At 37.7% G+C, this 19543-nt stretch carries 21 protein-coding genes, 1 pseudogene and 2 riboswitches; of the genes and pseudogenes, 17 read left to right on the forward strand and 5 right to left on the reverse strand.

All coding sequences use genetic code 11. The features are described from left to right. The first annotated feature begins 143 nt into the window (after window positions 1-143). From C1A05_RS10285 to C1A05_RS10310, 6 genes are all read left to right on the forward strand, one after another. Window positions 144-1103 (forward strand): MBL fold metallo-hydrolase, encoded by a 960-nt coding sequence (locus C1A05_RS10285; protein ID WP_102028134.1) that lies wholly within the window; start codon window positions 144-146, stop codon window positions 1101-1103. A 205-nt stretch (window positions 1104-1308) separates the two neighbouring features. After that, window positions 1309-2106: a DUF2935 domain-containing protein gene (locus C1A05_RS10290; protein ID WP_102028135.1), complete on the forward strand. Its 798-nt coding sequence runs from the start codon at window positions 1309-1311 to the stop codon at window positions 2104-2106. Window positions 2107-2498: 392 nt separating this feature from the next. Next, complete coding sequence (locus tag C1A05_RS10295) at window positions 2499-4205, forward strand: methyl-accepting chemotaxis protein (protein ID WP_102028136.1); 1707 nt, start codon at window positions 2499-2501, stop codon at window positions 4203-4205. Window positions 4206-4310: 105 nt separating this feature from the next. Then, window positions 4311-4397, forward strand: a riboswitch (cyclic di-GMP riboswitch). 110 nt (window positions 4398-4507) lie between these two features. Further along, on the forward strand, window positions 4508-4969 hold the full coding sequence (locus C1A05_RS10300; protein WP_102028137.1) for a chemotaxis protein CheX: 462 nt from the start codon (window positions 4508-4510) through the stop codon (window positions 4967-4969). A gap of 21 nt (window positions 4970-4990) precedes the next feature. Beyond that, window positions 4991-5449 carry a chemotaxis protein CheW gene (locus tag C1A05_RS10305; protein WP_102028138.1) on the forward strand — a complete coding sequence of 153 codons (459 nt, stop codon included), beginning with the start codon at window positions 4991-4993 and terminating at the stop codon, window positions 5447-5449. Window positions 5450-5522: 73 nt separating this feature from the next. Continuing rightward, on the forward strand, window positions 5523-7211 hold the full coding sequence (locus tag C1A05_RS10310; protein WP_102028139.1) for a methyl-accepting chemotaxis protein: 1689 nt from the start codon (window positions 5523-5525) through the stop codon (window positions 7209-7211). Between the two features lie 40 nt (window positions 7212-7251). On the opposite strand, the gene C1A05_RS10315 is transcribed toward C1A05_RS10310, so the two are convergent. From C1A05_RS10315 to C1A05_RS10325, 3 genes are all read right to left on the reverse strand, one after another. Continuing rightward, complete coding sequence (locus C1A05_RS10315; RefSeq protein ID WP_102028140.1) at window positions 7252-8724, reverse strand: sodium:solute symporter family protein; 1473 nt, start codon at window positions 8722-8724, stop codon at window positions 7252-7254. A gap of 1 nt (window position 8725) precedes the next feature. Continuing rightward, on the reverse strand, window positions 8726-8908 hold the full coding sequence (locus C1A05_RS10320) for a hypothetical protein (RefSeq protein ID WP_102028183.1): 183 nt from the start codon (window positions 8906-8908) through the stop codon (window positions 8726-8728). Window positions 8909-9040: 132 nt separating this feature from the next. After that, on the reverse strand, window positions 9041-9730 hold the full coding sequence (locus C1A05_RS10325; RefSeq protein WP_159462052.1) for a diphthine--ammonia ligase: 690 nt from the start codon (window positions 9728-9730) through the stop codon (window positions 9041-9043). Window positions 9731-9860: 130 nt separating this feature from the next. Between C1A05_RS10325 and C1A05_RS10330 the strand changes: the two genes are divergently transcribed. The 11 genes from C1A05_RS10330 to thiE all read left to right on the forward strand — a co-directional run bounded on the left by C1A05_RS10330 (window position 9861) and on the right by thiE (window position 18630). Next, on the forward strand, window positions 9861-10286 hold the full coding sequence (locus C1A05_RS10330) for an OsmC family protein (protein WP_102028142.1): 426 nt from the start codon (window positions 9861-9863) through the stop codon (window positions 10284-10286). 60 nt (window positions 10287-10346) lie between these two features. Further along, the gene (locus C1A05_RS10335) at window positions 10347-11066 is read left to right on the forward strand and encodes a 5-formyltetrahydrofolate cyclo-ligase (protein WP_102028143.1); all 720 of its coding nucleotides are present in this window, start codon (window positions 10347-10349) and stop codon (window positions 11064-11066) included. A gap of 99 nt (window positions 11067-11165) precedes the next feature. Then, a complete protein-coding gene (locus C1A05_RS18040) occupies window positions 11166-11312 on the forward strand; it encodes a hypothetical protein (RefSeq protein WP_159462053.1) in 147 nt (48 codons plus the stop codon). 8 nt (window positions 11313-11320) lie between these two features. Continuing rightward, window positions 11321-11485, forward strand: a complete 165-nt coding sequence (locus C1A05_RS10340; protein WP_102028144.1) for a hypothetical protein — start codon at window positions 11321-11323, stop codon at window positions 11483-11485. Window positions 11486-11715: 230 nt separating this feature from the next. After that, window positions 11716-12021 carry a DUF4212 domain-containing protein gene (locus tag C1A05_RS10345; RefSeq protein WP_102028145.1) on the forward strand — a complete coding sequence of 102 codons (306 nt, stop codon included), beginning with the start codon at window positions 11716-11718 and terminating at the stop codon, window positions 12019-12021. Beyond that, entirely contained in the window at window positions 12018-13703 is a 1686-nt protein-coding gene (locus tag C1A05_RS10350) for a sodium:solute symporter family protein (protein ID WP_102028146.1), read from the forward strand. Before C1A05_RS10345 ends, C1A05_RS10350 begins: the two co-directional genes overlap by 4 nt. A gap of 104 nt (window positions 13704-13807) precedes the next feature. Beyond that, window positions 13808-14236: a hypothetical protein gene (locus C1A05_RS10355; RefSeq protein ID WP_102028147.1), complete on the forward strand. Its 429-nt coding sequence runs from the start codon at window positions 13808-13810 to the stop codon at window positions 14234-14236. Window positions 14237-14263: 27 nt separating this feature from the next. Then, on the forward strand, window positions 14264-15856 hold the full coding sequence (locus tag C1A05_RS10360) for a long-chain-fatty-acid--CoA ligase (protein ID WP_102028148.1): 1593 nt from the start codon (window positions 14264-14266) through the stop codon (window positions 15854-15856). Between the two features lie 277 nt (window positions 15857-16133). Continuing rightward, window positions 16134-16245, forward strand: a riboswitch (TPP riboswitch). Window positions 16246-16368: 123 nt separating this feature from the next. Beyond that, a complete protein-coding gene (gene thiM, locus C1A05_RS10365) occupies window positions 16369-17175 on the forward strand; it encodes a hydroxyethylthiazole kinase (protein WP_102028149.1) in 807 nt (268 codons plus the stop codon). Between the two features lie 4 nt (window positions 17176-17179). Then, window positions 17180-17992, forward strand: a complete 813-nt coding sequence (thiD, locus tag C1A05_RS10370) for a bifunctional hydroxymethylpyrimidine kinase/phosphomethylpyrimidine kinase (RefSeq protein ID WP_102028150.1) — start codon at window positions 17180-17182, stop codon at window positions 17990-17992. Further along, on the forward strand, window positions 17989-18630 hold the full coding sequence (thiE, locus tag C1A05_RS10375; RefSeq protein WP_102028151.1) for a thiamine phosphate synthase: 642 nt from the start codon (window positions 17989-17991) through the stop codon (window positions 18628-18630). The genes thiD and thiE overlap by 4 nt, the downstream gene beginning before the upstream one ends. Before the next feature lie 41 nt (window positions 18631-18671). On the opposite strand, the pseudogene C1A05_RS10380 reads toward thiE, so the two are convergent. Then, window positions 18672-19043, reverse strand: a pseudogene (locus tag C1A05_RS10380) (HAD hydrolase-like protein); the annotation flags it as partial. Window positions 19044-19095: 52 nt separating this feature from the next. Beyond that, a complete protein-coding gene (locus C1A05_RS10385) occupies window positions 19096-19503 on the reverse strand; it encodes a GyrI-like domain-containing protein (protein ID WP_306373257.1) in 408 nt (135 codons plus the stop codon). Between the last annotated feature and the right edge of the window lie 40 nt (window positions 19504-19543).

Here is a 19543-nt window from a genome sequence, read left to right on the forward strand (position 1 = left end):
TTCCCTAGGTGAACTGGTTTTTTAATGCAGATGCTTCCCGTAGTAGGAATTCCTTGAACGTATTTATTCAACGGATAAAAAGGGATATAACAAGAAGAATCGAATAGTATTAGTAGAAAAGCTTGTGTAATGAGGTGAAGGGAATGTCTAATATAACAGAGCTCGGGCATGATATAACACTAATTGATTTGTATGATTTAGGAATGAAGGAGAGAACAGGCTCATATGTCATTCGAGCAGAGGAGCTAACGATTGTAGAGACGAGTGCAAGTCCTTCGATTCCCCACTTGGTAGCGGGCCTAAAACAGCTGAATATCGATCCAAATGATGTCAAGCATATCATTGTTACGCATATACACCTAGATCATGCTGGTGGAGTGGGGGCTTTTCTTGACCATTGTCCGAATGCGAATGTCTATGTTCATCCAAAGGGGCGGCGACATTTAGCGAATCCATCTCATTTAATCGCGGGGGCAAGAGCAGTATATGGGGAGGCGTTTGATGAATTATTTAACCCTATATTGCCAGTTCCAGAGGAGCGACTAATTGTAAAAGAAGATGGTGAAACTCTGCAAATAGGAGAAAATCGTACATTAACCTTTTATGATACACCTGGACATGCAAAGCACCATTTTTCAATACATGACTCAAGAAGTAATGGTATTTTTACGGGTGATACGATTGGGATTTTATATCCATTGGTCATACATAATAAAGCCTTTGTACTTCCAACCACTTCTCCTAATCACTTTGACCCGGATGCTATGCTTCAATCGATGGAGCGAATCCGAAATTTAAAGGTAGGTGCAATCTATTTCGGCCATTATGGCATGACCGATAACCCCGTAATCGTATATGATCAAATGGAATATTGGCTACCGCGATTTGTGGAAGTAGGGAAATCTGTAATGGAGGAACATCCTGATGCTGATTTTAAAGTTCAGTCACAACAAGTATCTGATCAGTTAATTACGAAAGTTCGTACATATTTATCCAATCAAGGTATTGATAAGGAAGATGACATATATTCGTATCTCCTTCTAGATATGCAAGTATGTGCAATGGGGATTGTGGATTATTTGCGAAAAAAGAACATAAAATAGGAAGCAAAGTAGTTCCGTTTTGTGGTACAAATTGTACAACTAATGGAACTACTTTTTTATGGAATATCATGATTTTGTAATCCCAATTGTATGATGAATTGGTAATTATTTTTACTTTTATATTAAAATTATAACGATTATGAATTGCTTCTAAATATTTACATACATTTAAATGAAGGGAAACGAATGAATTAGGAGGGGAATAATGGTTAATCCGATTGTTAGTAGATCTTTGGAAGAAATTCAGTTTTGGTCGAGAATCATGAAAGAACATGCTTTATTTTTAAGCTTGGGATTTACCCACGAACAAACACAATTAATTTCAGAAGCCCATCAATTCATTTATCACTTTGAAAGAATAGAGGAAAAGTTAACAAGATTTGATGTAAACTCGGACATACGTCAAGTCCAAGCTTTTAACAACGAGGTTTATCAAGCTGCTGTTGGGATTTGGAACTACAAGAGAAAAGTATTAGGACTAACTTTACGCTGTGAAATCCAATCGAATAACTACCCATTACTAGTTGACCATATCAGTAGAGAGGCTGCCTATTTTGCCAACCGATTAAAGGAACTCCATGCAGGAAAACTTGCCCCTGAACCCGATTCCATCATTCAAGAAAATGTATTCTTCCTAAAGATTATGGCGGACCATGCTAAATTTATTGGTCACCTTTTAGATCCATCTGAAAGAAAGCTAGTAAATCAAGCAAGAGAATTTAGCCATGATTTTGATCAATTGGTTTTTCAAGCAATTGATTTGGATTCCATGCGCCCACAATCCGAAACGTCACCTATACTGAATCAATTTTTAGAACAAAACAGAGTTTCAGTGGCATCTTTAAGGGATTTTAAGAAAACAGCAAGAGAGTTAATCGAAGCTTGTCGTATTAAGAGCAACATTCATCCACTTTTGGCAGATCATACATTTAGAGAAGCGGAAAGATTTTTGGAAATTATAGACTTATTTGATTCCCATCTTTCTAAAACTACTAGTAACTAAAAGTGAATCCGCAAATTTATCTAATTCTTCTTACTATATAGAAACCACCATAATACAAGAGAATGAGCAGCAATGCTACAAGTCAACGCTCCTTTTATAATGCATTTTATTGTAAGTACTCTACTAAAATAGGAAAATAACCTCCGTTTTTCTAAAATGGAGGTTATTTTTTTGAGCGGATTAGTCCACTGAAACCGATTGATATGGATCCATGTTCAACCCCAATTTTCTGCCGAGTGCCTCCGATCTATTTCTATATTTTCGCAAAATTTAAATATTAACGTTTATTCTAAACAATGTGGTTGAACAGACGATATTGAACATGTATATTATATAATTTTTCATATTCCAATGATATGGAAATAGTAGCAGTCAGCAAAGGGGAAAAGAGAATGAAAAAGTTTAGCACTCGAAACTTACGAATTGGCCTAAAATATGGAGTAATCCAGGTCATTGTAATTTTGTTATTTACCATTTCTTCTGCTCTCGCAATATATTCTATATTTAAAATTGGCGATGACGTAGATGCACTAGAAAGACGTGGCGACAGAGCGATTCAAGTAACGGAAATGGGTTCCATTATGAGAGAGAAAAGTGTCCTAATTTTCCAATATGTCCAATCGCCTTCTCAAGAAATATTGGACGAATTTGAACAGCAGAGAGAAAAGTTTAACACGCTAGAAGCAGAATTGAAAAAAAAGATCGATACCGAGGAACAATTAAATCTTTTTGAAGATATTAAGATGAACGATCAGTCTATGAATAGTTTATTCGTTGATAGTATCGTTCCATTAGTACAACAAGGTGTTACTTCATCAGTAGATAGCTTCTTGGAATTAACGGATTCCTATCGAACAGAGACAGTGAATTATCTAGATGAGCTTCGTGCTATTGTAAATGGCGAACGAGGAGAAGCAATTCAAGATGTAAATGACAGTCAAGCAACAACTGTGATTACTCAAGCAATTGCGGTTGGTATTTCAATTGTGGTTAGTACAGCTTTACTTCTAATTGTAAGTAGAAAAATTATGGTTCATTTTAAGAAGCTTGTGCACACAAGTAATGAAATTGCAAATGGTAATCTTGGAGTGGAAAAAATCGATTACGAAGGAAAAGATGAGATTGGACAATTAGCAGAATCGATTAATTCTATGTCCGATCGCTTAAGAGAGGTTGTTTTCCAAATTTCCAATGTTTCTGAAACAGTAAGTGCGCAAAGTGAAGAACTAACCCAATCTTCCAATGAAGTACGTGCAGGTTCGGAACAAATTGCCGTTACCATGCAGGAGTTATCTGCTGGTTCGGAGTCACAAGCGAATAACGCAAGTGATCTTTCAAGCACCATGGGTACGTTCACAGAAAAAGTGCAGGAAGCAAATACTCATGGAGAGGAAATTCTTACTGCGTCTGAATACGTTCTATCGTTAACAGATGATGGAAGTAAATTAATGCAAGATTCCATTAAGCAAATGTCTACAATCGATCATATTGTGGAAGAAGCAGTAGATAAGGTACAAGGACTTGCGGAGCAATCGAAACAAATTTCGAAATTAGTTGTTGTAATCCGTGATGTTGCAGAACAAACCAATTTATTAGCTCTAAATGCAGCCATCGAAGCAGCAAGAGCAGGGGAACAAGGTCGTGGATTTGCTGTAGTTGCGGATGAAGTACGAAAACTAGCAGAGCAAGTATCAAACTCTGTTTCGGATATTACTAGTATTGTAGGTAATATTCAAAACGAAACAGAAGGAGTTGTATCTTCTTTACAAAATGGCTATACCGAAGTAGAAAAAGGTACAGGCCAAATTGAGAAGACTGGCACAACCTTTGAGTATATTACAGCAGCTGTGCAGGAAATGGCATACAGCATTAAGGATGTAACAACCAACTTATCTCAAATTTCTGCTCAAAGCCAAGAAATGAATGCATCTATTGAGGAAATTGCTTCTATTTCAGAAGAATCTGCGGCGGGAGTGGAGCAAACTTCTGCATCTGCTCAGCAAACAAGTAGTTCTATGGAAGAAGTTGCATCCAGCTCTGAGGAGTTAGCAAAATTAGCTGAACAATTAAATGGGTTGGTAAGGCAGTTTAAACTTTAACAATTATTTCACTTTTCCATACGAATTATTTCCCGAGATAAAAAGAACATATTGACCTAGGACTTTTCTTGTATTAGTATTTTTATACAACCGTCAAAAGTCCTATATTGATAAAGGCAAACTTTCCGAAAGGTTAGGACGCAAAGCCAAGGATCTAAGGGATTTATTACCTATGATAGCCTAGCTACCGATTCTATTAAGTAAGAGAATGGCTATTCTATTTTTTAAGAATAGTCATTTTTTTTCTTTTCAAAAGAGACAAAGGTGTACCGAGGATAAAAAAGATAAAAGGGAGAGTCAAGATGACAACAACAGTAAAAAGCAACGCAGAGATTATTACAACTATGTTAAACGGCGTCTATGTATCCATAAACAATGTACTTCCATTAGAGATTCATTTAGAGAAACCAACTAGACAAGACAAACATTTAGATATCGAATTTGGTGTGTTAATAGGCTTTACAGGGGATGTAAAAGGAAAACTAGTAATAGGTAGTAGAAAGAATGTATTTGGAACGATAGCGGAAAAAATGTACGGAATGCCGTTGGAAGGGGAAATGTTGTCCTCGTTTAGTGGGGAATTAGGCAATATGATCGCTGGTGGTCTTGCAACCTATAATTCTGAAAAAGGAATTGAATCAGACATTACATATCCTACCGTTATGGATGGAAAAACTACTTTATCTGGATATAGTAAAGCACTTAGAATTCCAACTTCAATCGAATCTGTTGGGGATATTATGATTTATTTGTTGTTAGATTGATAACGATATGGAGTGTTTGACATGGACAATATGGAGAAAATTCTTGTATTTGAACTAAATAACGAACGTTATGGTGTTTCTATAAAAAATGTTCTTTCCATTGAAAAAGTAGAACAATTTACAAATATTCCTAACAGCTCAAGCTTTATTAAAGGAATCATTAGCTTAAGAGGAGTAATTACACCAGTAATAGACTTGAAGGAACGGTTGCATTTAGGGGAAATTGAGAAAACAGATTTAACGAGACTTTTAATTGTTACCTTGAATGACATGCAAATCGGTTTATTAGTTGAATCGGCTACAGATGTAATAGACATTCCTACGTCTATCATTGATTCAACACCGATCATGTTTAGTGGAACTTCTAACAGCTTAATACATGGTGTTGCAAAACTTGAGGATGAATTGCTTGTTTTATTAGATTTGGAGAATATTTTTCAATTTCACGAGCTGGGAGAAGTTGAATCGTTAGTGGATTGAGAGTTTTAGGTGAAAATATGAGCTTATACGTTTATATATATATTAATTACAAAATACTATTGGGGTGTGCATCATGTTTAAAGTCAAAAAATTGAGTACAAAAATATTATTGAGTTTTTCCGTTGTCATTCTGCTAATTTTAGCCTTAGGAGCTGTGACCTTTTTTTCAATAAATAAAATCAATCATGATACGGAAGATATTGTAGAAGAAGAATTACCGCTCCTAATTGCAGACGAACAATTATCCTTTAATATAGCACAGCGTATTGCTTTAACTAGAGGATATGTCTTATATGGAGACCCGGATTTTAAACAACGTTTTGAAGATTATTCTGAACAAAGTAAAGAGATCGAAAAGGAAATCCTATCATTAAATAGTAGCGATAAAGTTAAGGAGTTAATTAATAAAAGTGTTGAATGGGAACAGATTGTATTAGAGGATGTTTTTGCTGAGTATGACTCAGGAAATGCAGCGGTAGCGAAACAAAACTTAAGTTTGACAGTTCAACCAATTGCTCGAGAAATAATGGATGGGTTTGAGGAATTAGTACAGACAAGAGAAGATGGTATTAAGAAAGATGGAAATGCTATTTTAGAGAGTGGTAATGTTTTAAAATATGTAATTCTGGCTGTGTCTGGGCTTGTCATTGTTTTAGGAATTGCAGTAGCATTGTTTACTGCACGAATGATTACAAAGCCGATACGAACCGTAATGCATCGAATGAATGCGGTGGCTGATGGTGATTTAAGTAATGAACCACTTGTAACCAAAGCTCTAGATGAAACTGGGCAGCTTGTTGAAGCTACAAATGAAATGAGCATTAAAGTGAGTTCGTTGTTGCAACAAATTAGTCAAGTCTCGGAGACAGTTAGTGCTCAAAGTGAGGAATTAACACAATCGGCAAATGAAGTGAAAGCGGGAGCAGAACAGATTGCAACTACAATGCAGGAATTGTCAGCGGGTTCCGAATCTCAAGCAAATAACGCTAGTGATCTATCAGAAACAATGATCACATTTACAACGAAGGTGCAAGAAGCAAACGTAAATGGTGAAGAAATTTATACAGCGTCCAATGAAGTTTTAGCTTTAACGGATGATGGAAGTAAGCTTATGAATCAGTCAGTTAACCAAATGGCAATGATTGATTCCATTGTTCAAGATTCTGTAGAAAAAGTATTTGGTTTAGCACAACAATCAAAGGAAATTTCAAAACTAGTAGAAGTAATTCAAGATGTTGCCGAACAAACAAATTTATTAGCGTTAAATGCAGCAATTGAAGCAGCACGTGCAGGGGAGCAGGGACGTGGATTTGCTGTAGTGGCAGATGAAGTTCGCAAGCTAGCCGAACAAGTATCGATATCCGTAAATGATATAACAGGTATTGTTTCAAATATTCAGAAGGAAACCGATATGGTGGTTACATCACTAAAAAGTGGCTATGAAGAAGTTGAAAAAGGGACAGGACAAATAAGAACAACTGGTGAGACTTTTGACCGAATTACGATCTCAGTAAAAGATATGGCAAACAATATAAAAACAATAACAACTCATTTATCACATATTGCTTCTGGAAGTGAGGAAATGAATGCTTCCATAGAAGAAATTGCGTCTATATCAGAAGAATCAGCAGCTGGTGTTGAGCAAACATCCGCCTCTGCTCAGCAGACAAGCAGCTCAATGGAAGAAGTTGCATCAAGCTCAGATGAATTAGCAAAACTAGCAGAGGAATTAAATGGACTAATTAGACAATTTAAACTTTAATATTAAAAAAAACCCGTCATCTCAAAATGACGGGTTTTCATTATTTCGCTTTTTTCTGTAATTCCCTTTTAATATAACCTAAAAATTCGTTCGCCTTTTCTTCTGGGGCTTTGGTAAGCAAGCTTACGATAATAAAGAGAAAAGTAGAAATCATAATTCCCCAAAGACCGGATGCAAGTCCGAATGGCTTGATGGCAAATAGCTCTAATACAATAACGACAAGACCTGCAACAACTACGCTTAAGATAACTCCGGTAGCAGTACCTCTCTTCCAGAAAAACGTCCCGATTATTGCAGGAACGGTCACAAGTAGGCCGGCGGAAGATGCAACCGATAATACCGCAATTAGGTTTAGTTCTAGTTGAGCAAAAAGATAGGCTAATATTGCGATGACGGGTATAACAAATTTTCCGACCTTTAATTGCGCTTTATCTTGAGCATCTTTTTTTAAGTTTCCATAAACATCACGCGCAAACATAGAGGATAATGTTAATAATATGGAATCAATTGTTGAAATGGCAGCTGCCATAATCCCAACCATTACAATTACTCCTAAAATCGGTGGAACTAAGTCCGATGACAGTAGTGTTGGAGTAGCGAGGTCAGCTGTTTGTAAATCTGGGAATTGTAATTTTGCCGAAAATCCCCAAATAACAGATACGAGTGTATAGATAAATCCAAAGATTAAAAATCCCATTAACATCGTACGTAAGCTTTTCATAGACGAAGGCATGTACAAACGTTGACTAACCTGTGGATTGGAAATACTAAAGAAAAACCATGGAATGGTTAAACCTAAAAAGGTGAAAAAGCTAAAAAATCCATTACCAGGAACAGTTAATAGGTCGGAATGCTGTGTCTCAATCGAATGGAAAAATCCATCAAACCCACCTAATTGATGTATTATGATAACAACTACAATAGTAGAGGTTATTACCATAAACAAAGCTTGCAACGAATCGGTCCAAGCTACAGAACGAATACCTGCAATGTAGGAAAAAATAATGGCAAGAACAGTAGCGATGACAACACCGGTTGTAAAAGGAATGGCATTGTTTGTAATGCCTTGTAGTAAATAACCTACACCAGATAATTGGACAGCACTATATGGAATTAAAAAAAGACAGCTAGTTATAGATACAATGACAGCTACGGATTTATTGTTATAACGGTCTCCAAGCATTTCGGATGGTGTCACATAACCATATTTTTTTCCTACTAACCAATACCTCGGGCCGAAAAATGCCACTAACGAAACACCCATTAAATAAATTAATTCAAACCCTAATGCTCCAACCCCACCATTATAGGTCAGGCCAGCTAACCCAACTAACATAAATGCACTATAGGTAGTAGCACTATAGCTTAATGCAGAAACAAAACCATTTAATTTACGATCGCCTAAAAAATAGCTGTTCATATTATTTTGCTTGCCACTTCTAGAAAGATAAGCAACAAATAAAGCGATTACAATATAGACGGCAATCGCCCACCATACATATGTAGTACTCATGTTATTTACCCCAATTCTTTGTTAAAAAATAATTGATGAATATTATGATTACGGTAAGGATTGTCCAAAAAAAGAAACTACCGTACCAAGCAGCAACATCTGTTAGTAGTGTATAAGGGATGATATAAGCTAATAAAACGATTACAAAAATCCCAAGTGCCCACTTCCATTCGTTTGCCTTCAACATTATCACCCCCGACCAAAGAATTCTCTCTATTTAACCTTGCTCATGAAACGCCATATTTATTATAAGTGATAGAGTAAAATTTTTTAATATAAATTTTGTTTTGAACTGTCATGTTTAGAAGTATTAGCCTTAATTTGGTAGTAGATCTACGAAGTGAAAGCGATCTTCCTTTGTGTAAACGTCTTTCGTAATGGTTTTCTCAGCAGAAATGGTAAAGGGTATCGATTCACGAAATAATGGGCCATTGTAAACAAATGTGTGGAACTCACCATTTTCTCCACAAGGATCCACGTTGGCTGGTAGTTCAGTTAAAAACGTTTGATTTAACTTTTTTCCTACAAAGCTCGGATCAAGTTGTGTGGAATCAACGCAGGACAGAACAGCTTGAAACCCCAGCTGTAAAAATTCTTCTATAAGATCGTATGGATTTTCGTTCCAAAGAGGAAATACAGGCTGGAGAGAAGTGTCTTTAAGCGAATTCTCTCGATATTCTTTGATGTCTTTTAGGTGGATATCACCAAACATGATATGTGTAACACCATCCTCCATTAGCTTACGGTTAGCATCCTTCATGATTTTCTCATATTCCTTGATTGAACAATTTTTTGGGATAAATACCTTGCGAAGAGGAATTCCTAACGATTTTGCTTGCTGTTCTAAAAGTACTTCTCTGACGCCGTGAATACTTGTTCGATGATAACCTTCTGTAATGGTTGTGAGGAGAGAGTCCACCTCCCAATTATTGGACTGGAGTATTCGATATAATCCTAAAGTACAGTCTTTCCCTCCACTGAAAGATATTGTTATACGATTTGTCAATATGATCACCTCTGCTTTATCTTATAATCTAGAAACACATTTGTCTTGTACTTTTTAAGTAATAAAAGTTGTTAAAAAGTAGAGCTTAAGAGAAAATAAGAGAAATACAAAAATAGGAAAGGTGATACGCATGGAATTTACAGTAAAGTGGAATGAAAAAATGGCATTTTCCGGCCTAACTCCTTCTGGTCACGAGGTGAAAATGGATGCTTCGGCGGAAGTCGGAGGAGAAAATACTGGAGCCCGTCCAACAGAACTATTATTAAATGCGGTAGCTGGATGTACAGGAATTGATATAATCTCCATATTAAAGAAAATGCGATTAAACCCAACCTCATTTCAAATGGATGTAAAAGGAGAGCGAGCAGGCGATCATCCAAAGCGCTTCACAACAATACATATCCATTACGCATTAGATGGGGAATTGCCAGAGGACAAAGTAGTAAGAGCAATCCAATTATCCAAAGATAAATATTGTTCCGTTTCCCATTCCTTAAACGCAGAAATAACCGTAAGCTATAGCATAAACGGAGTGGAAGGTGAGCAGAGCTTGTAGGGGGTGCCTGTCACTCCCCGATATTTGTCGAAATATGTAAGATAGAGTAAGGAGAGAGAGATGGAAACAAAAGAAGAAATTAGACAATATGTTTGGAACTATTTAACGGAGAACAAGCTTGGGCGATTTCCGTTCCCATTAACGAAACGAATTCCAAATTTTAAGGGAGCAGAGAAGGCGGCTCATTTTGTTACTGCCATGCCTGAATATAAGAATGCAAAAACAATCAAGGTCAATCCAGATGCTCCTCAATTGCCTATTCGAGCTCAAATTCTAAGAGATGGTAAAACATTGCTCGTACCAACTCCAAGACTAAGAGCAGGCTTCATCATGGTGAAACCGGAGTGGGTTCCTCCGGGAGAAGAAAGAAAAGCAGCAAGTCTTACTCATATTAAGTCCTATGGAAAAGAAATTTCTTTACCAGATATGCCGAGAATTGATTTGTTCTTTGTAGGTTCCGTTGCCCTGCATCGTGATGGGAGAAGAATTGGTAAAGGGGAAGGGTATGCGGATCGAGAGTATGCAATCATTCGTGAACTAGGTAATCCAGATGTCCCTGTAATTGGCACGGTTCATAGCGCTCAGGTAGTTGATGTTGATGTACCTAAAGACGCGTTTGATTTGGTGGTGGATTGGATTGCAACAGAGGAAGAGCTTATTCAAACGAACACCCCTTATAAAAAGCCTAACGGGATTAAGTGGGAGCTTGTTACGGAGCAAGAAATGGAAGAAATGCCTGTACTAAGAGATGTTTGGGAGATAACGAAAGGCCAAAAATAAGCTGTCGATTGGGGATAGCTTATTTTTTTGTGAAAACACTGACAATTTAAATGCGAGTTCTTTACAATGAAAGATAGATTTAGAAAAGAGGTGATCACTTTGGTTAGACCGAAAGTTATTTTGAACGTGTTTTCTTCTGTAGATGGAAAAATTACAACAGCACCAAACCGTAATGTAAGTGAGTGGACAAAGGGCTTTCGTACAATTGGCCTGGTATTAATGGAGCTTTTTTGCGAGCGGGGTTAATAGATGAAATGAGTATTGTGATTGCACCACTAGTTATTGGGGGGACGAATACACCGAGTTTATTTGACTGTGGGGATTTACAATCATTAGATCAAGCGGTGAAGTTGACGTACATAACGAGCAAATCGGTAGGGAACGGTTCTATTTGGATGCATTATAAGGTGAATTCATAAACTTGCGGTTGCGGTAAGACTTTTGGTCTTACCGCTTTTTATATAGGTTCGACATATTGCGACAAAACTCGGGGAGTGACAGGCACCATAAAAACAACATTTTTAGAATAATTATTATTGAACCTTAATAGTTATAAGTATCGAAAAAGGACAGGGGGTGTTTGGTGGTAGGAGGGTGTGTTTATGTTGTATGTCGTTAATTTCGCTTTACACTTAGAGGAGGTGTCATCATGAGTAATGACCAAGTAAACGAAAAACAAAAACAATATTGGAAAAAGAATCTTCGTCTAATTTTGTCGTTACTGGCAGTTTGGTTTTTGGTTTCTTTATTTGCAGGTGTTATTTTAGCAAAACCATTAAGTAACGTTTCCTTTTTTGAATTACCGTTATCCTTTTGGTTTGCACATCAGGGCTCTATCATCGTCTTTGTCATTTTAATCTTTATTTATGCTATCCGAATGGATCGATTGGATAAAGAATTCGGTGCCGAGGAAGTCATTTTAACAGAAAAGGATGAAAAGGGGGATGAGTCATGACCGTTGAAGCATTAACACTCACCCTTGTTGTCATTACATTTGGTATATACATTTACATTGGTTGGTGGGCCAAGGTTAAAGATACGAGCAATTTCTTCGTTGCAGGTAATGAAATTCCAGCTATGGCTAATGGTGCAGCAATTGCAGCCGACTGGATGTCAGCGGCTTCCTTCTTATCTATGGCAGGTCTTATTTCCTTCTTAGGCTATGATGGTACAATCTATTTAATGGGATGGACCGGTGGATATGTATTACTTGCTTTATTACTAGCTCCGTATCTACGAAAATTTGGACGATATACTGTACCGGATTTTATTGGTGATCGTTATTACTCCAATAAAACAAGAGCAGTAGCTGCTATTGCGACCCTATTTATTTCCTTAACCTACGTTGCCGGACAGATGCGCGGGGTCGGGATTGTTTTTAGTCGATATTTACAAGTAGATATTGTTGTTGGGGTCTTAATTGGAATGGCAATTGTAGCCTTCTTCGCTGTATTAGGTGGTATGAAAGGTATTACATGGACTCAAGTTATTCAATACTTCGTTTTAATCATCGCATTCATAATTCCTGCAGTTGCAATCTCACTACAATTAACAGGTAATCCAGTTCCTCAGTTAGCATTTACCTTCTCCGATATTGCAGAGAGTCTAAGTCAGCTACAAGTCGATTTAGGCATGACAGAATTTCTAGAACCATTTACGAATATGACTGGTCTCAATGTATTTCTAGTAACATTAACGTTAATGATTGGTACAGCAGGCTTGCCACATGTAATTGTTCGTTTCTACACAGTAAAAGATGTACGATCCGCAAGATGGTCGGCCGGATGGGCTTTGATTTTCATTGCTTTACTATACTTAACTGCTCCAGTAATTGGGGTGTTCGCAAAATATAACTTAATCGATACATTAAATGAAACAGATATTACAGAAGCACGTGATATAAGCTGGGTAAGCAAATGGGAAGAAACAGGTTTATTGACGTTAGATGATAAAAATGGTGATGGAACATTGAACTTCATGAATGAAAATTCACCAGATAATGAGGTAATGATCGATAAGGACATTATTGTGCTCTCTACCCCAGAGGTTGCTGAACTTGCTCCAATCGTTATTGCTCTTGTTGCTGCTGGTGGATTAGCTGCCGCATTATCAACAGCATCTGGTTTATTGCTTGCCATGTCGAGTGCTGTTTCTCACGATTTATATTATCGAATCTTTAGACCTGATGCGACAGAGAAACAACGCCTAGCAGTAGGTCGAATTATGATCTTCTTAGCTGTCATACTGGCAGGATACTTCGGAATTAACCCTCCTGGATTCGTAGGAGAAGTAGTAGCCTTTGCCTTTGGTCTAGCGGCTGCGAGTCTATTCCCAGCCATTTTACTAGGTATCTTTGATAAACGAATGAACCGCCAAGGTGCTACATGGGGAATAATTGTCGGGCTTGTATTTACGTTAACGATGATTCTTCTCATGCGCTCTGTACAAGTATTTGGTACGGAAACACAAGTACTGGAAAACTTCTTAGGGGTTGATGCATTAGGTATTGGCGCTGTAGGTGCTCTCTTCAACTTTATCATTGCATTTGTAGTGTCTCGAATGACCTCTCCGCCACCAGAAGAAATTTCACAAATGGTAGAGGATATTCGTCTACCAAATATTACGAAGAAAGAGTAAGCATACATTCTCCTTCTCCCCAATAGGTTTGGGGAGAAGGATTTAGCTATTTTTCTAACTTAGAAATGAAACATCAGGATGCTTAGATTGGAGGAGGAAATGAAATGCTAGTAGAACTAATTTTACTTGGTATTTTAGTAGGTTTATATATTTTGCATCCTTATTTAAATCTGTTTGCTATAAAAAAAGTTGTTGGCATTACCTTGTTCGTAGAAATATTTTATTTAATCGGTCACTACATGTCTAATTGGCCGTTTCCAACTCCACAAGTCATTCTCCAATTTGTAATTGTAGTCGGATCAGGTGTGGCGCTCGGAGCTATTTTTTCTAAGCTTTGGCCATTACCTAATAAAAAGGGATTTGAACGTATATTTCGTACCTTTTTAATCGTTGTGCCTTCCTTAGGACTAGGTATTGGAATGCAGCTGCTCCTTCAAGGTCAATTTGCATCACAAGCGCTCTATTTAATATTTGCCCTTGCCGCTTGGTTAGGTTCGGGTCACTTTATAAGAACCGAAAGTGTAAATGCTTAAAATGGATAGGAAAGGAGAATCGCAAGCATGATTACCCCATTAACTCCGCTAGACTGGAAGCGTAGAGCGATCAAATATTATCCCAACAAAATAGCAGTTGTGGATGAAGAGAAGGAATTTACGTATCAACAGTTTGGTGAACGTATAGATCAACTTTCAAAAGCCTTACGAAAAGCAGGAATTCAAGAAGGAGACCATGTTGCCGTAATGCTGCCAAACACCCATTATATGCTGGAATGCTTTTATGGAATCGCCCAAATCGGTGCAGCAATGGTTCCATTAAACTACCGCTTGGCCGCTCATGATTTGGAATACATTATTAATCACAGTGACGCAAAATTACTTATTGTGGATGCACAGTTTACCAATCCAATTGAAGAAATTTCGGATAAATTAACGAAAATAAATAAATATGTGGTGGTAGCAGTAGATGATCAAGAAACCTCGTTACAAAGCGAAGACTATGAAGCATTTATTGAAAATACCTCGGAAGTACCTTTACCGGAAGTTGAAATCGATGAAAATCAATTGTTAACGGTCAACTATACAAGTGGTACTACATCAAAGCCAAAAGGTGTCATGTTAACCCATCGTGCAAATTATTTGAATGCAGCAAACTTCATGTATCACTTAAATGTTGTGCATGACGATGTTTATTTGCATACATTACCGATGTTCCATGCCAATGGCTGGGGAGGAGTTTGGGCGATTACGGCAGCAGGAGCGACCCATGTCTGCTTACGTAAAGTAGATCCACCAGTTATTCTAGACTTATTTGAAAAGAAAAATATAACCATGCTTTGTGGAGCACCAACCGTTGTAAATATGCTAATCAATGAACCGAAAGCAAAAGAAGTAAAAGTGACGACCAATCCAAGGATGGCAACAGCTGGTGCGCCCCCAGCAGCAGCATTAATTCAAAAAGCACAAGATATTTTAGGATTAAATATGATTCATGTTTATGGTTTAACGGAAACATCGCCATTTATTCTTTATTGTGAATGGAAAAAGGAGCTTGAGGATAAATCTTCTGAGGAACAAGCAACCATCAAAGCACGACAAGGAATCGAGCTAGCATTTAATGGCGAAACAAAGGTAATACGTAATGACGGGTCGGAAGTAGAATGGAATGGAGAAGAACTTGGTGAAATTATTACGCGTGGTAATGTAGTAATGAATGGCTATTATAAAAATCCGGAAAAAACAGCAGAGGCAATTAAAGATGGTTGGTTCTATACAGGGGACTTAGCAGTAACGCATCCAGATGGCTATATTGAAATCCGTGATCGCGCAAAAGACTTAATCATTTCGGGAGGAGAAAACATCTCATCAACAGAGGTTGAAGGAGTTTTATATAAACATCCTGCTGTACTGGAAGTTGCAGTTATCGCGATTCCAGACGAGAAGTGGGGAGAGGTACCGAAAGCAATTATTGTGTTACAGCCAGGATCACAAATAACTGAGGAAGAAATCATTGGGTATTGTCGTAATACCATGGCACACTTTAAAGCACCAAAGGCAGTGGAGTTTGTAGAATCCTTGCCAAAAACAGCAACAGGGAAACTCCAAAAATACCGATTAAGAGAAATGCATTGGGATGGTCCAAAAAGAGTTAATTAAGGCTTGTTGAAGGAATAATCGCTTATATAGATGAATTACTCGCTGTTTTTATTGAAAAATCAAGCTCTCTTAGAGGAAAAAGTAAACTTTTCAATTAAAAAGATTCCTTTATCGGAGAATCTCCTCTACCAAAAGGGGAAAACTAGCAGGCAATTAGGAAATATCGGGGAATGTACAGGGAATATATGCGATTTTTGTAAGATTTCAATAATGTTTCGGACAATCCTTGCTTTTATACCCGTTTCCTCATACAATTAAAGAGAACTAAATATTTTGATAATTCTACTAGGGGAGCCTGTATGCCAGGCTGAGAAAAAAGCGATCGAGCTTTTTGACCCTCAGGACCTGATCTGGATCATGCCAGCGTAGGGAAGTAGTGTGTACTTTGTATGCTACGACTAGGTCCTTTTCTCGGATCTAGTCTTTTTTACTTGGCGAGTAATTCCGTAGGCTCTCTAGAATACAGGATCCCAAATCGTGGTTCTGTAGTGGAATTCAAAAAAAGGGAGGATATGAATATGTTTGAACTTCTTACAACATTAAGGGATAAAAGTCCCCTCGTTCACAACATTACAAATGTGGTAGTAACAAATTTTACAGCAAATGGCTTATATGCATTAGGTGCTTCTCCAGTGATGGCTTATGCAAAAGAAGAAGTGGAGGACATGGCAAAAATAGCGGGAGCGGTGGTTCTTAATATCGGAACTTTATCCAAGGGTGAAGTCGAAGCTATGATTCTAGCAGGAAATGCAGCGAATAAAGCAGACACTCCAGTTATATTTGATCCAGTTGGTGCTGGAGCTACACCTTTTCGAACTCAAATGGCACAAAAAATACTAGAAGAGGTGAAGGTAACGGTTATTCGAGGGAATGCCGGTGAGATTGCGAGTGTTGCAGGCGAAAAGTTAAAGGTGAAAGGTGTAGACGGAGGCGTGGTTGAAGGGGACACACAAGCAATGGCTGAAAAAGTAGCCCGTATCTATCAATGTACGGTTGCAGTAACAGGTGAAGTGGACATCGTTACGAATGGACATGAAACAAATTTCATACATAATGGTCACCCTTTTCAAACGTTAGTAACCGGAGTTGGCTGCCTATTGTCTTCTGTTGTAGGAGCGTTTTGTGCTATTGAAAAAAATCCACTAACTGCTGCAACGGCTGCATTAGCCGTATATGGTGTAGCAGCAGAGAAGGCAGCAAAGGAAAGTGTAGAAAAAGGCCCTGGAAGCTTTCAAATAGAATTTTTAAATCAACTTTATCAAGTTCAAGAGTTGGATGAAACACTAGCTAACATAACGCAGCGTATTAAGGAGGATTGAGAAGATGACGGTATACAAAGCATTGACCATTGCAGGATCAGATAGCGGTGGAGGCGCAGGTATTCAAGCAGATTTAAAAACATTTCAAGAAAGAAAAGCCTTCGGTATGTCTGTTGTAACTGCAGTAACTGCACAAAATACGCTAGGTGTACAAGGAGTTTATCCTATTCCGACAATAGGGGTTATCGAACAAATCAACGCCGTCACCGAAGATATTGGAGCTGATGCAGTGAAAACAGGAATGTTATTCTCGAGTGACATTATTAAGGCAGTTAGTGACAGGATTTCCTACTATGGGATGCGAAATATAGTTGTGGATCCTGTCATGGTTGCAAAAGGTGGGGCTACATTATTGCAGGAAGAAGCAATAAATGCCTTGAAAGAAAAGCTAATACCATTGGCAACGGTAGTCACACCCAATATCCCAGAAGCGGAAATGATTGTTGGTTTTCCCATTCATAGTCTCGATGACCGAAAAGAAGCGGCAATGTCTATTGTGAAGCTAGGTGCCAGGTCCGTTTTGATGAAGGGTGGCCATTTGGAAGGGGATAGAGTAGTGGATCTTTATTATGATGGGTCGACTTTGGAAGAATTCGTTTCGCCCCGTATCCACACAAAACATACACATGGCACAGGATGTACCCTGTCTGCAGCTATTACAGCGGAGTTAGCGAAAGGAAAAAGCGTGAAGGACGCCGTTCAAATTGGGAAGGATTTTATCCATGCTGCTATTGAAAAGGAACTTGGTATTGGACATGGACATGGACCAACGAATCACTGGGCATATAACGAACAGGTACGGAGTGAAGTCAAATGAGAGATAAATTAGCGCTTTATTTTATTCTGGGAAGCACGAACACAGACAAAAATCTGGAAACGATCTTACAAGACGCTATAGATGGAGGAATTACGCTTTTTCAGTTTCGGGAAAAAGGATTGGGGGCTAAAATAGGAGAGGAGAAACATGAACTGGCTAAACTATTGCAACAGATTTGCCGTAACGCCAAAATTCCATTTATAGTGAACGACGATGTTGAATTGGCGCTCGAGCTTGATGCAGATGGTATTCACGTTGGGCAAGAGGACGAGGATGCGCAATTGGTACGGAAAAAGATAGGAAGTGATAAAATTCTTGGGGTTTCTGCTCATTCAGTGGAAGATGTGTGTCGAGCAATGGAGGCTGGTGCAGATTATATAGGGTTAGGTCCAATTTTTCCAACCACATCAAAAGCGGATGCAAAGGAAGTCCAAGGTGTTAAAGTTTTGAAACAAATACGAAAACAAGGCATAGACATTCCAATAGTTGCAATCGGTGGAATTACAGAACATAATGCAAGGGACGTAATTTTAGCAGGTGCTGATGGTATATCTGTCATTTCCGCTATAGCCAGTGCTTCAGATGTAAAAAACGCAACAGCGAGGTTAAAAGGAATGGTTATGCATGGTGTGAAATAAATAGTAATTCATTTGGTGGGTTAGCAAATAATCCACCTGCTTATTTTAGCTTTTTGTCTTTGTGTTGAGCCGATTGTAATAATTGCAACTTTCATCTGCTTCTTAAAGCTATTTATGATGTTTATCGTATGTTGATCTATAGAAAAACATTGTGGAAAATTCGTATTCCAAAGTTCTTGGATATCATTAAGAGATAATCGATAGGTTGGTGGGAATTCATTAAAAAAGGACTCAAAAACGATTGTTTTGTCATTATTTCCATAGCTTCTTTTATCGTATTCTTTGAATCTTTGTTACAGGAGGCGTTTTGCCGAATCGGCTACACCTACATAGCACTTCTTTAAAATTCGTAAAAACATTTTTTCTACAGCCTGATCCCGATTAAGTAAAGTATCGTCTAAGTCAAATAGCATGGCTTTATAAGTACTCAATAAAATTCACTGCCTTTCTATTATTAAGAAGAATTTATTTAACAGCTATGTGAATTTCCATTTGACCGTTAGGGTAGTATTTTTCAAAATCAAATGTGTAAGCTCTTGCTAAATCCCGTTTCTCTTCGCGTTCCCATATCTCCTTCCAGGTGTTAAATATCCCGAAGTTATCGGATGTGTCTACTTCAAAAATTTCATATTTATTTATGCTCGGAATTTTTATCGTGGATGCATTGTTATTACTTTCTATAGCTACGCTTAATGTGTAGTCCCCTTTATAATCACTCTCGTAATCATAGTAAAGACCATACGTAACCTCTTTATGATTTTTTAAAGCACTTCCTGCATCTTTCCACATATCATCAATCTTCTGCATGATAGCTTTATCTTTAAAATTATTCGTTCTTACACTGTTAATAATAGTTAGTTCCAATAGATTCACTCCTCTCATGATTAATTACTTTATTCTATAAAATACAAAT

The organism is Salirhabdus sp. Marseille-P4669 (assembly GCF_900240405.1).
Classification (GTDB): domain Bacteria; phylum Bacillota; class Bacilli; order Bacillales; family Alkalibacillaceae; genus OEQK01.

What these genes read in the sequence shown, in the direction of transcription:
- C1A05_RS10285 (WP_102028134.1), top strand. Translation starts at nt 144, where the DNA reads ATGTCTAATATAACAGAGCTCGGGCATGATATAACACTAATTGATTTG.
- C1A05_RS10290 (WP_102028135.1), top strand. Translation starts at nt 1,309, where the DNA reads ATGGTTAATCCGATTGTTAGTAGATCTTTGGAAGAAATTCAGTTTTGG.
- C1A05_RS10295 (WP_102028136.1), top strand. Translation starts at nt 2,499, where the DNA reads ATGAAAAAGTTTAGCACTCGAAACTTACGAATTGGCCTAAAATATGGA.
- C1A05_RS10300 (WP_102028137.1), top strand. Translation starts at nt 4,508, where the DNA reads ATGACAACAACAGTAAAAAGCAACGCAGAGATTATTACAACTATGTTA.
- C1A05_RS10305 (WP_102028138.1), top strand. Translation starts at nt 4,991, where the DNA reads ATGGACAATATGGAGAAAATTCTTGTATTTGAACTAAATAACGAACGT.
- C1A05_RS10310 (WP_102028139.1), top strand. Translation starts at nt 5,523, where the DNA reads ATGTTTAAAGTCAAAAAATTGAGTACAAAAATATTATTGAGTTTTTCC.
- C1A05_RS10315 (WP_102028140.1), bottom strand. Translation starts at nt 8,724, where the DNA reads ATGAGTACTACATATGTATGGTGGGCGATTGCCGTCTATATTGTAATC.
- C1A05_RS10330 (WP_102028142.1), top strand. Translation starts at nt 9,861, where the DNA reads ATGGAATTTACAGTAAAGTGGAATGAAAAAATGGCATTTTCCGGCCTA.
- C1A05_RS10335 (WP_102028143.1), top strand. Translation starts at nt 10,347, where the DNA reads ATGGAAACAAAAGAAGAAATTAGACAATATGTTTGGAACTATTTAACG.
- C1A05_RS10340 (WP_102028144.1), top strand. Translation starts at nt 11,321, where the DNA reads ATGAGTATTGTGATTGCACCACTAGTTATTGGGGGGACGAATACACCG.
- C1A05_RS10345 (WP_102028145.1), top strand. Translation starts at nt 11,716, where the DNA reads ATGAGTAATGACCAAGTAAACGAAAAACAAAAACAATATTGGAAAAAG.
- C1A05_RS10350 (WP_102028146.1), top strand. Translation starts at nt 12,018, where the DNA reads ATGACCGTTGAAGCATTAACACTCACCCTTGTTGTCATTACATTTGGT.
- C1A05_RS10355 (WP_102028147.1), top strand. Translation starts at nt 13,808, where the DNA reads ATGCTAGTAGAACTAATTTTACTTGGTATTTTAGTAGGTTTATATATT.
- C1A05_RS10360 (WP_102028148.1), top strand. Translation starts at nt 14,264, where the DNA reads ATGATTACCCCATTAACTCCGCTAGACTGGAAGCGTAGAGCGATCAAA.
- thiM (WP_102028149.1), top strand. Translation starts at nt 16,369, where the DNA reads ATGAATATGTTTGAACTTCTTACAACATTAAGGGATAAAAGTCCCCTC.
- thiD (WP_102028150.1), top strand. Translation starts at nt 17,180, where the DNA reads ATGACGGTATACAAAGCATTGACCATTGCAGGATCAGATAGCGGTGGA.
- thiE (WP_102028151.1), top strand. Translation starts at nt 17,989, where the DNA reads ATGAGAGATAAATTAGCGCTTTATTTTATTCTGGGAAGCACGAACACA.